12 protein-coding genes and 1 pseudogene are annotated in these 12,628 nt (G+C 23.4%); 11 read left to right on the top strand and 2 right to left on the bottom strand.

Annotation, left to right across the window (positions count from 1 at the left end; genetic code table 11):
- The first annotated feature begins 4 nt into the window (after window positions 1–4).
- From nuoJ to D9V70_RS00860, 9 genes and pseudogenes are all read left to right on the top strand, one after another.
- Window positions 5–517: an NADH-quinone oxidoreductase subunit J gene (nuoJ, locus tag D9V70_RS00815; protein ID WP_158355887.1), complete on the top strand. Its 513-nt coding sequence runs from the start codon at window positions 5–7 to the stop codon at window positions 515–517.
- Between the two features lie 26 nt (window positions 518–543).
- On the top strand, window positions 544–846 hold the full coding sequence (gene nuoK, locus D9V70_RS00820) for an NADH-quinone oxidoreductase subunit NuoK (RefSeq protein WP_158355888.1): 303 nt from the start codon (window positions 544–546) through the stop codon (window positions 844–846).
- Window positions 843–2,729 carry an NADH-quinone oxidoreductase subunit L gene (nuoL, locus tag D9V70_RS00825; RefSeq protein ID WP_158355889.1) on the top strand — a complete coding sequence of 629 codons (1,887 nt, stop codon included), beginning with the start codon at window positions 843–845 and terminating at the stop codon, window positions 2,727–2,729. Before nuoK ends, nuoL begins: the two co-directional genes overlap by 4 nt.
- A gap of 61 nt (window positions 2,730–2,790) precedes the next feature.
- Entirely contained in the window at window positions 2,791–4,308 is a 1,518-nt protein-coding gene (locus tag D9V70_RS00830) for a complex I subunit 4 family protein (protein ID WP_158355890.1), read from the top strand.
- A 6-nt stretch (window positions 4,309–4,314) separates the two neighbouring features.
- Window positions 4,315–5,784, top strand: coding sequence for an NADH-quinone oxidoreductase subunit N (locus tag D9V70_RS00835; protein WP_158355891.1), 1,470 nt, complete (start codon window positions 4,315–4,317; stop codon window positions 5,782–5,784).
- Window positions 5,785–6,061: 277 nt separating this feature from the next.
- A complete protein-coding gene (locus D9V70_RS03380) occupies window positions 6,062–6,193 on the top strand; it encodes a TerC family protein (RefSeq protein WP_367379818.1) in 132 nt (43 codons plus the stop codon).
- A gap of 257 nt (window positions 6,194–6,450) precedes the next feature.
- Window positions 6,451–6,723 (top strand): annotated as a pseudogene (locus D9V70_RS03385) (TerC family protein); the annotation flags it as partial.
- A gap of 193 nt (window positions 6,724–6,916) precedes the next feature.
- Complete coding sequence (gene folC / locus D9V70_RS00850; RefSeq protein ID WP_158355892.1) at window positions 6,917–8,161, top strand: bifunctional tetrahydrofolate synthase/dihydrofolate synthase; 1,245 nt, start codon at window positions 6,917–6,919, stop codon at window positions 8,159–8,161.
- Window positions 8,162–8,435: 274 nt separating this feature from the next.
- The gene (locus D9V70_RS00860; protein WP_158356272.1) at window positions 8,436–8,642 is read left to right on the top strand and encodes a CvpA family protein; all 207 of its coding nucleotides are present in this window, start codon (window positions 8,436–8,438) and stop codon (window positions 8,640–8,642) included.
- Between the two features lie 84 nt (window positions 8,643–8,726).
- Here the strand turns inward: D9V70_RS00860 and D9V70_RS00865 are convergent, their stop codons facing one another.
- Together D9V70_RS00865 and ispE are read right to left on the bottom strand one after the other, a co-directional pair.
- Window positions 8,727–9,674, bottom strand: coding sequence for a ribose-phosphate pyrophosphokinase (locus D9V70_RS00865; RefSeq protein ID WP_158355894.1), 948 nt, complete (start codon window positions 9,672–9,674; stop codon window positions 8,727–8,729).
- A gap of 99 nt (window positions 9,675–9,773) precedes the next feature.
- The gene (gene ispE, locus D9V70_RS00870) at window positions 9,774–10,646 is read right to left on the bottom strand and encodes a 4-(cytidine 5'-diphospho)-2-C-methyl-D-erythritol kinase (protein WP_158355895.1); all 873 of its coding nucleotides are present in this window, start codon (window positions 10,644–10,646) and stop codon (window positions 9,774–9,776) included.
- A 217-nt stretch (window positions 10,647–10,863) separates the two neighbouring features.
- Between ispE and prfA the strand changes: the two genes are divergently transcribed.
- On the top strand, window positions 10,864–11,949 hold the full coding sequence (prfA, locus tag D9V70_RS00875; RefSeq protein WP_158355896.1) for a peptide chain release factor 1: 1,086 nt from the start codon (window positions 10,864–10,866) through the stop codon (window positions 11,947–11,949).
- On the top strand, window positions 11,946–12,628 hold a 683-nt coding region (gene prmC / locus D9V70_RS00880; RefSeq protein ID WP_158356273.1), incomplete at its 3' end, for a peptide chain release factor N(5)-glutamine methyltransferase. The genes prfA and prmC, both read left to right, overlap by 4 nt.

Genomic DNA, 12,628 nt, shown 5'->3' on the forward strand with positions numbered 1-12,628 from the left:
TTTTATGGAATATGTTTTTTATATATGTTCATTTATAGCAATAATTTCTACTTTTTGTGTAATAATTCAAAGAAATGCTGTATATTCGCTTTTATATTTAATAATTTCTCTATTATCAATAGCTGGTGTTTTTTTTTCAATTGGTGCTTTTTTTGCTGGAGCTTTAGAGGTAATTATTTATGCAGGAGCTATTATAGTGCTGTTTGTTTTTGTGATAATGATGCTTAATCTTAGTAACCAAAATGATATAAAAGAAGAAAAATTTTTTTCATATAATGTTTGGATTGGACCTAGTATTTTATCATTAATATTGTTTACATTAATGACTTATGTGATATTTTTTTTAAAGGAAAAGAAAATAGAGGGTTTGTTAATTGATACAAAAATGGTAGGTATTAATTTATTTGGTCCTTATGTTTTATTAGTTGAATTATCTTCAATTCTTTTACTTTCTGCTTTAGTTGTAGTTTTTCATATTGGTTCAGAAAAAAAATGTTTGAATAAAAAAAAATTATAATTAATATTCCCAAAGGATGGTAATTTATGATTTCTTTATTTCATGGATTATTTTTATCATTAATATTATTTATGCTAGGTTTAACATCTTTAATTGTTCGACGTAATATATTATTTATATTAATTAGTTTAGAAATAATGATGAACGCTGTTGGATTAGCATTAATAGTGGTTGGTAGTTATTGGAAACAGGTAGATGGTCAAATAATGTATATATTTGTTATTACTTTAGCTGCATCGGAAGCTAGTATAGCACTAGCATTGTTACTTCAATTTTACAAACGTCAAAAAACATTAAATGTTGATATTTTAAGTGAGATGCATGGATGAATATTATTTTTTTGACAGTGCTTTTTCCATTAATCGGATTTTTATTGCTATCTTGTTCACAAGGTTTAATTTTTAAAAAAAATATTTCATCTTATATAGGTATATTTTCAATACTTATATCTTTTATTATTACTTTTTTTTATGGAAGAAGTTACATTAATAATACTGATCAAGTATTTACTTGTAAATTATGGGATTGGATATCTATAAATGAATTTAAAATAGATTTTGGTATACTTTTAGATAATTTATCTATAAGTATGCTATTAATGATTACAGGAATTGGCGTTTTAATACATGTTTTTTCTTCATGGTATATGAAAAAAAAAGAAGGTAATTCACGTTTTTTTGCTTATACTAATCTATTTATAGCAAGTATGTCTATACTAGTATTAGCAGATAATTTTTTATTTATGTATTTAGGTTGGGAAGGTGTCAGTGTATGTTCTTATTTATTGATTGGTTTTTATTACACTAAAAATATAAATAATTATTGTGCTTTGAAGGCTTTTATTTTAACTAGAATTTCCGATGTTTTTTTAATTATTGGAATATTCTTAATATATCAAGAATATGGTACTTTTAATTTTCAAGAAATTAAATTTTTATCTACTTTTCTAAATACAGAAAATTTTTATCATTTAAACTTTATTACATTTTTTTTATTAGCGGGTGTAATTGGAAAATCTGCACAACTTCCATTGCAAACATGGTTATCAGATGCCATGGTTGGACCTACTCCTGTTTCAGCTTTAATACATGCTGCTACTATGGTTACTGCTGGTGTTTATTTGATAGCAAGAACACATTTTTTATTTTTGTTAACTCCAGATATATTATATCTTATAAGTTTAATTGGCACACTTACAATATTAATTTCTAGTTTATCTGCTTTATGTCAGTATGATATAAAATGTATTTTAGCTTATTCTACTATGAGTCAAATAGGTTATATGTTTTTAGCATTAGGTGTAAAAGCATGGAATGAAGCAATTACTCATTTAATTATTCATGCAGTATTTAAAGCGTTGTTATTTTTATCTGCAGGTTCATTGATTCGGTCGTGTAAAAATGAAAAAAATATTTTTAAATTAGGTGGTTTACGAAACAAACTACCCCTATTATATTGTACGTTTATAGTAGGTGGAGCCTCTTTATCTTCTTTTCCTTTAATTACATCTGGATTTTATAGTAAGGAAAATATTTTATTTAATGTTTTACAAAATGGTTATCATAATTTGTTTCTAATAACTTTGTTTTGTTCTTTTTTAACTGCTTTATATACATTTAGAATGATATTTGTTATTTTTCACGGTTATAGTTTTTATGATAATAATATTTATGTAATTACTTCATATAAAAGTTTTTCTCATAATATACCTTTATTAATTCTTTTATTTTTTTCTACTTTTTTTGGAACATATATTTTTCCTTCCTTACTTAATGTATTTCCTGAATCTAATATATTAATAAATGATAAATTTATATTAGAAATGATATGTAGTATATTATCTGTTTCTGGAATATATTTATCGTATTATTTATGGGTGCAAAATCCACGTTTTATTGAATATTTATTAGAAATAAAATATATAAAAAATATACATTATTTTTTTTTAAAAGGATGTTTTTTTAATTCTCTTTATAACTTTTCTTTTGTAAACTCATATTTATATATATCCAAAATATTATCTTATGATGTATTCAATAAAATTACTAATTTTTTTATAAAAATAATACATTTTTTGAATTTTTGTTTATTAAAAACTAGTAGTGGTTATGTCAGGTCGTATGTGATATCAATGATATTAGGTGTTAATTTTATTTTTTTTCTAGTTTTATTATATTACCTTGATTTTAAAAAAGTTTTGTATTTTTTATAAAAATAAAAATTAATTTTATTCATTAAATAACTTATAGTGAATATATAGGAATATACGTGTAATGTTACTTTCTTTATTAATTATCATTCCATTTTTTAGTAGTTTTTTTTCTTTTTTTTCTTATAAATTAAATAAAAAGATGCCTCGTTGGATTGCTTTAGCAGGGATGCTATTTACATTGTTGATTATAATTCAAATTTTTTTTGAAAACAAATGTCATTTTGTTCAAACAGAAGACTACCCTAATTGGACTCATCAATTAATTATACCTTGGATACCAAGATTTGGTATTACATTTCATATTGCAATTGATGGCTTTTCTATTTTAATGTTATTGTTTTCTATATTTTTATCAATAATAGCCGTTTTATCTTCATGGAATGAAATTAAAAAAAATGAAGGTTTCTTTTACTTTAATTTGATGTTGGTTTTAACTGCAATTATTGGTATTTTTATTGCTATTGACCTTTTTTTATTTTTTGTTTTTTGGGAAATTATCTTAATTCCAATGTATTTTTTAATCTCTTTATGGAGTGACGAAGTTAAAAAAGAAAAAATATATCTTGCGGCCAACAAATTTTTTATATACGGACAGATTTCTGGATTAATATTATTGTCCTCTATTTTATTATTAGTTTTTGCTTATTATAAAAATACTAGTATATTAACTTTTAATTATAATTTAATACTTACTCAATCAATAAATGAGAATATAGAATATTTAGTAATGTTAGGTTTTTTTTTAGCATTTGCTATAAAAATGCCAATTGTTCCATTTCATGGATGGTTGCTTGATACTCATACTAAATCTTCATACTGTGGAGCAGTAGAGATTATAGGTGTATTATTAAAAACTGCTCCTTATGCTCTTTTAAGGTATAATTTAGTACTCTTTCCTAATGCAACACAAAAATTTACTTTATTTGCAATGTTTTTAGGTGTTATAAGTATATTTTATGGAGCATGGCTTGCTTTTTCTCAAACTAATATTAAAAAATTAATTGCTTATGCTTCAATTTCTCATATGGGATTAATTTTAATTGGTATTTATAGTAATAATGGAATAGCACTTCAAGGAGTAGTTATTCAAATACTATCAAATAGTATATCTACTGCAGCGTTGTGTATTTTATCTGGTCAACTTTATAAACGTTTAAAAACTCAAGATATTAAAAAAATGGGGGGGTTATGGTCTTATATTTATTGGATTCCTGGTTTTTTTCTGTTTTTTTCTTTAGCAAATTTAGGAATTCCAGGAACTGGTAACTTTATTGGTGAATTTTTAATTTTGTCTGGAATTTTTGAAGATTTTCCATTTATATGTATATTTGCAACGATGGGTATTGTTTTTTCTTCTATTTATTCTTTGAATATTGTTCAAAAAATTTTTTATGGTCCTTCTAAAATAGAGTTTCTTATGTTTTTTATTAGTAAACGAGAATTATTAACGATTATATTATTAATTTTTACACTAATTTTTTTAGGTATAAATCCACAAAAAATTATAAATACCTCATATCATTCTATACATAATATCCAAAAAAAATTCAATAATTCTATCTTAAAAATAAGGGTATAATGAGTAATGATGATAAATTTACAAGAATTAATCGTATTTTCCCCTTTTTTTATTTCGGTGTTTTCTTTAATAATAGTTATATTGTCTATTTCTTATAGTAGAAATCACTTTTTTACTGCTCTTTTTGTTGTATCAAGTCTTACATCTATGCTTTTTTCATTATTTTTTTTAACATCAAAGGTTCCATTAAATGTAGCTAATTTGTTTTATGTTGATGGTTATTCTATTTTATATATAAGTATGATTATAATTGCCAGTATTTGTACATGTATTTTTGCATATCCATCTTTAAAACAATATCTATATAATAAAGAAGAATTCTATTTGTTAATATTAATTGCTAATTTAGGTTCTATATTATCAATTATTTCAAATAATATGTCTTCTTTATTTATGAGTATTGAAATTACTTCAATACCTATGTTTGGTTTAATTGCTTATTTTAATAATAAAAAATACTCTTTAGAAGCAGCTTTTAAATATGTCATTTTATCTAGTGTTGCATCTAGTTTTTTACTATTTGGTATTGCATGGGTTTATTCTATATCTGGTGATCTTAATTTTACTTCTATAAACCATATTTTAAATATTATATCTTTCAATGAAAAATTAGTTATTTTGTTTGGTATTATCATGATATTGATATCTTTATTTTTTAAGTTATCTATCGTTCCATTTCATTTATGGACTCCTGATGTTTATGAAGGAACACCATCAGTAGTATTATCTTTTTTTTCTACTGTTGGGAAAATTGCTACTTTTGTCATTTTATTACATGTTTTATCTCATGTTTCTAATATTAATAATATACTATACTTTTTATTATCATTAATGACTATTTTTTCTATGTTAATAGGAAATTTGATGGCACTCTTCCAAAATAATCTTAAAAGATTTTTTGGTTACTCTTCTATTTCTCAATTAGCTTATCTTTTTATAGTATTGTTAGTTTCAAAAGATAATTATGCATTATCCTTAGAAGCTAGTTCAATATATTTATTTAGTTATTTATTTAGTAATGTAGCGTATTTTGGTATTATTAATTTGATTTCTAATGTTCATCATGATAAGGATGTTGATTCAATATCTTCATATAAAGGTTTTTTTTGGTCAGATCCAATTTTATCAAGTATATTAACTGTTATTTTGCTTTCTTTATCTGGTTTTCCGATGACTGTAGGGTTTATTGGAAAATTTTATATATTATCAATTGTTTTAAAAGAACATTTATGGATAGTAGGTATTTCTTTTTTAATTAGCACTATATTAGGTTTTTTCTGTTACTTGAAAATTATTATCAATTTGTATTGCGATCTATCAAGTACATCGTCGTTAAAAAAGTTTAATACATTAAAAAATAATTGGTTGTATACTCCTACAGGTTTAGTTATCTTTTTTGCAGGAATGATACTTCTAATTTTTGGTGTATATCCAAATCCATTGATTAATTTTATTACATTAATCTCATGTTTATAACTTTTAGAAAGTTTTAACTTATATAAAATTTATTTTTTTAATAAATAGGATATATTTAGTGATTCATATTTCTTTTGTATAAATATTATGGATTATCTTTTTATATTTAGTATTAACAATATTTCTTATAAATAATTACATTTATAAAAAAAAGAAAAAATGTTTTAAAAAATTGTTTTTTATGAATTTTATTGGTTTTTTATCTTTATTATTTATTTTAATATTTTAGTTCTTATTCTATAAAAATGAAGATATTGATGTAGTTAACTCTAAACTTATATTATTTTTTACTGGGTATCTACTAGAAATATTACTTTCAATTGATAATGTTTTTATATGGTTTCTAATTTTTAAATCTTTAAAAATCCCAATTTTATTACAAAAAAAAGTTTTATTATATGGAATATGAAGCGCTTTTATATTACGTGTTATTGTAATTTTTTATTGAAAAATTTTTTTTATAAATATCATTGGTTTTTATATTTATTTGGTATTTTTTTTATTCTAACTGTTTTAAAAACATTTTTCTTTAAAAGAACTTTAAATAACAAAAATCGTGATATACCTTCTATTTTTAATAGATTTAGAGTTACACAAGATATTAATGACAAAAAATTTTTTTGTATAATAGATAAAAAACTGTTTTTTTAGCCCTTTTTTTTAGCTTTAATTTTTATAGAATTCAGTGATATTTTATTTTCTATAGATAGTATTCCTGCTATTTTCTCAATAACTGATGACTTTTTTATTATATTGACTTCAAATGTTTTTACGATCTTGGTACTAAGATCAATGTATTTTTTTTCTTTCTATTATTGTAAAAAAAATGTTCTAATTGAATATGCATTATCTATCATTTTAATATTTATAGGATTTAAAATACTTTTTGAGAAATTTTTTATGATTTCGAATTTTATTACATTTTCATTATATTATTGATTTTATTTTTTTATATTTAAAATTAACATCATTTTTTATTGTAAAAAAATAATTTTTAAAATTTTTAATTTTATATTTAAATGAATATTTTTAAGTTTAATTGTTTAAAAAAATATTTTATATTTTACGATATAATATAATTTTTTATAACAATGTTAGTCCTTATTCATGTAAACTTAATGACAAAAATAATATGATTAATAAAAAAAAATCTTTATCTATTTGGTTACAGTATTTAGAGCAATCAAATAAAAAATTAATTAATCTTTTTGAATTAAAATATATAGCAAAGAAATTAAATATATTGAATTTAAAAACTTTTATTTTTACTGTAGCGGGTACTAATGGAAAAGGAACTACTTGCGCGATGTTAGAAAGATTACTTTTAAATACAGGTTATAAAGTTGGATTATATACCTCTCCTCATCTTATAAGTTATTTAGAAAGAGTTAGAATTAATGGAAATATTCTTACTGCAGAAGAACATGTATCTTCCTTTGAACAAGTAGAATTTGAAAGAAAAAAAATTTGTTTGACGTACTTCGAATTTATTACGCTTTCAGCATTGATTTTATTTAAGAGATATACATTAGATATTCTAATATTAGAAGTAGGTGTAGGGGGAAGATTAGATGCTACTAACATTATAGATTCTAATTTATCTATCATTACCAACATAGGAATAGATCATACTAATATATTAGGAAAAGATCGTTCAAGTATTGCATATGAAAAATCAGGTGTTTTTAGAAAAAATAGAATTTCTGTAATCGGAGAAAAAAATATTCCAGAATCTATGTATCGAGTAGCTGAAGAAAAAAAAACAATTTTAAAAAAAATTAATATAGATTGGTTTTTTAAAAAAAATACTTACAGTTGGGATTTTATTCATACAGATGTTCAGTTGTATCATCTACCTATAACTCAAATACCTATTTGTAATACTGCTATTGCATTAGCTGCATTATACTATACAAAATTTAAAATTAGCGAAAAAAATATAAGGAAATCGATTTCCACTGTTTCCGTACCAGGTAGATTTCAAATATTCTCTCATTCACCTGATATTATTCTTGATGTTGCTCATAATCCACATGCTAGTTCATACTTATCAAAAAAATTAGATGAAATTTCTTTAAAAGGTCAAATACATGCAATAGTAGGAATATTTCAAGATAAAGATATTTCAGGAGTAATTTTTCCTTTACAAAAAAAAGTGCATTACTGGTATGCGTCACCTATAGATAACACTAGAACTGCTAATATAAATCAATTGAAAAATACTTTTCCAAAAAAAAATACATTTTTTTCCAATAATGTTCATGATTCTTATAAAAAACTGTGTAAATTAGTAAAAAAAGAAGATATTATTTTAGTTTTTGGTTCTTTTCTGACTGTTTCAGAATTTATTTCATTAAAAGACATGGAAAAAACATAGGTTTAAAAAAATTTATGTTTATATTAGATTATATTTTTATTTTTATTCTTTTATCTTCTTGTTTTATTGGGTTAATACGTGGTTTTTGTAAAGAATTAATTTTTTCTTATTTTTGGTTATTTAATTTTTATTTTTTTAATAGTTATTATTATTTTAGTTCTTTTTATGACGATTCTTTACAATATATTTTTTTTAAAAAAAATATTTTAATTTTTATAATATTAATTTTTTTTTTATTATCAAAAAAATATTAAATTCTTTTTTAAAGAATACAATTAAAAAATTCAATTGTCTTTATTTAGATATTATTTTAGGTGGTTTTTTTGGAACTATTCGTGGTTTAATATTAGTGTTTTTTTTTCTATTTATTTTTAAATGTATTAGCATGAATAATTATAATTATTATGTAAAAAATTCTATTTTTTTTTCTATTTTTTTTCAATTTGTTAATTATTTTTTTAATTTTTTTGGATTATCTTGAAACTAAGCACATTACTAATTATATAAAAAAGATAATAATGTGCTTAGATTTTCTAATCATTTATTTTTAAAATAATAAAAATTTTTAATGTTCAAACATGGCTGAAATAGATTCTTCATTACTAATTCTTCTAATTGCTTCTGCCAACATACCTGATAAAGTTAAGGTTCGTACATTAGGTAACAATTCTATATTTTTTGACAAAGGTATTGTATCACATACAACAACTTCATCAATAACAGAATTTTTTAAATTTACTGGTGCGTTTCCAGAAAAAATAGGATGTGTAGCATATGCGAAAACTCTTTTTGCTCCTCGTTCCTTGAGTGCTTCTGCAGCTTTACAAAGAGTTCCTCCTGTATCTATCATGTCATCTACCAAAATACAATCACGATTTGCTACATCACCAATAATATGCATGATTTGAGAAACATTAGCACGAGGTCTTCTTTTGTCTATGATTGCCATATCAGTATCATAAAGCAATTTAGCAATTGCTCTAGCTCTGACTACTCCGCCAATATCAGGTGAGACTACGATTGGGTTTTTTAACTCTCGCTGTAGCATATCTTCTAAAAGAATTAAACTTCCAAAAACATTATCAACAGGTACATCAAAAAAACCTTGTATTTGCTCTGCATGTAGATCTACTGTTAATACACGATCGACTCCAATACTAGATAGAAAATCAGCCACTACTTTTGCAGTTATAGGAACGCGTGCTGATCTTACTCGACGATCTTGACGAGCATATCCGAAATATGGTATTACTGCAGTAATTCTACCAGCTGAAGCTCTTCTTAATGCATCTACCATTACAACTAATTCCATTATATTATCATTAGTAGGCGAACAAGTAGATTGAATAATAAAGACATCTCCACCTCTTACATTTTCATTTATTTGAACACTAATTTCTCCATCGCTAAATCTGCCTACAGAGGCGTTTCCTAAATTAATATATAATCGATTAGCAATAAATTTTGCTAGTTTTGGAATTGAATTTCCTGCAAAAAGTTTCATATCTGGCATAAAAAACCTTATTTTTTATGTTATATTTTTGATTAATCATATTTTTATTAGATTTTAAAAAATAACTTGATAAAGTTTATATATAAATATCTTTATAATCTAATAAAACATATTTTTTCTTTTGTAAAGAATATTATGTAAAGATGAAATATTTACACTTTTTGCTATAAATCCATATATATTTTTAGGTAAAAAAGAAAAAACTTTTTCAGCTGATTTTTTGTTATTAAATTCAGAAAAAATACAAGATCCAGTACCTGTTATTCTTGAAGGTGCATATATAGATAATATTGAAATTATTTTTTTTATTTTAAGAAATTGTTTTTTTACTATAGGTTCAAAATCGTTACTAAAATCTGATGTTAGTAGTTTTTTAATAGATTTTCTATTTTTTTGGGTTAATTCAGGACTTGAAAATATTTTTTTTGTTAATATATGTATATTTGGATATACAACCAAATACCATTTTTCTCGTTGCTTAATTGGATGTAATATTTCTCCTATTCCTTCTCCTATAGATGTTTTTCCCATGACGAAAAACGGTACATCAGCTCCTATTTCTAATCCAAAATTAGCTAATTCTGGCAAAGTAAATCGTATATTCCATAACTTATTTAACGCAATTAAAGTAGTTGCTGCATTGGAAGAACCACCACCTAATCCACTGCCAATTGGTATTCTTTTTTTTAAAAATATTTTAGCACCTAGATTATGAGAACTAATATTTTTATGTAGAAAAGCTTTGTATTTTAGTAGTTTAGCAGCACAAAAAATGGTGTTATTTATATTAATAAGAGATCTTTTTTTAGTAAATAATTTGATTGTACCTGTTTTATTAGGAATGATCTTTAATGTATCATTGTACTCAAGAAATTGAAATAATGTTTGTATATAATGATATCCGTCTAAACGTGTACCATTTACATATAAAAAAAGATTGATTTTTGCAGGAGATGGCCATGTATAAATCATTGATTTATTTTTTTCTATATTGTTTTAAATACGTTTAAGTTTATTTTTATTAAAATTATAATGAAAACATTAAAAATGATATAATATAAAATATTTTAATTTTATATTTTTAATGAATTTTTAAATATAATTGTTTTTTTATATAAAATTAATTAATGATTACATATTATATATATTAATTAATTTTTTTAAAAATATTTTAATAAACGGAAAAGCAATGAATAATTCTATTTTAAATAAATTAAAATCCTTACGAAATCGTTATCAAGAAATCGAAATCCTACTTACTCAAAAAAATATTATATCAAATCGAGAATATTTAAAAACATTATCTAAAGAATATTTAAAACTTTCTGAAATTATTAAATATTTTATAAAATGGGAAAAATTAGAAATTGATACTAAAAATCTTTTTGCTTTATTTGATGATATAGAAATGCAAACTTTGGTAAAAGAAGAGCTTTTTTTATTTAATAAAAAAAAGAAAGAGTTAGAAAAAAAAATTCATGAACTATTGATTCCAAAAGATCCTAATGACGAACACGGTTGTTTGATTGAAATAAGAGCTGCAACAGGTGGTGATGAGTCTTCAATTTTTGCTAGTGATTTATTTAGAATGTATACTAAATACGCCGAATCTTGTTTATGGAAAGTGGAAATAATGAGTATTAGTGAAAACGAAAAAGGAGGATTCAAGGAAATAATTTTAAAGATTACAGGGAAAGGCGCTTGTGGTCGATTAAAATTTGAATCTGGAGGTCATCGTGTACAAAGAGTCCCAGAAACAGAATCACAAGGAAGAGTTCATACTTCTACTTGCACTGTGGCTGTAATGCCTATAAAACCAAAAAGTGAAGTAGAAGAAATCAATCCTTCTGATTTAAAAATTGATACTTTTCGTTCTTCTGGAGCTGGAGGACAACATGTTAATACTACTGATTCTGCTATTCGTATTACTCATATTCCTACAGGTCATGTTGTAGAATGTCAAGATGAACGGTCACAACATAAAAATAAAGCAAAAGCATTATCTATTTTATCAGCTCGTGTGCACGCAGAAAAAGCAGAAAAAGAACATGCAGAAAGCGCCTCCATGAGACGAATTTTGTTGGGTAGTGGAGAACGATCTGATCGAAATAGAACATATAATTTTTCTCAAAATAGAATTACAGATCATAGAATTAATTTTACTATATATAAATTAAATGAAGTATTAGAAGGAAAATTACAGCTTCTCATAGAACCAATAATGCGAGAATATCAAGCAGATTTACTTTCTTCTTTTTCTAAATCTATATTATGAATATTAAAAAATGGTTAAATAAATCTATTAAAAAATTATCTTTTCTTGATAATCCTAAGTATGAATCTGAGCTTTTATTAAGTTATGTATCAGGATGTACCCGTAGTTTTATTTTAACGTCAGATAAAATAAAATTAAATCGAAAACAATATAAATATTTAAATTATTTAGTTTTTCGTAGATCTTTAGGGGAACCTATGGCATATATCACGAAAGAAAAAGAATTTTGGTCTTTGTCTTTACGTGTTTCATATGATACTCTTATTCCAAGACCTGATACTGAAATTTTGGTTGAACAAGTAATATCTAAAATAAAAGATAAATATACTTCAATTCTTGATTTAGGAACTGGTTCTGGAGCTATTGCATTAGCTTTAGCAAGCATGTGTCATGATTGGAATATCATTGGTATTGATAAATCACGAAAAGCTTTAAAAATAGCTCGAATCAATGCATACAAATTAAATTTAAAAAATGTCTCTTTCTTTTTTAGTGATTGGTTTTCACATATATATAAAAAGTTTGATATCATTGTAAGCAATCCGCCTTACATCAGCAAACAAGAAATCCGATATTTAAAAAAAGATATTTTTTTTGAACCTTTTGAAGCTCTTATATCAAACAATAATGGATTATTAGATATTGAACATATTATCAAGAAATCAAATAATTATTTATT

It is taken from the genome of Buchnera aphidicola (Lipaphis pseudobrassicae) (assembly GCF_005081185.1).
GTDB lineage: Bacteria > Pseudomonadota > Gammaproteobacteria > Enterobacterales > Enterobacteriaceae > Buchnera > Buchnera aphidicola_AD.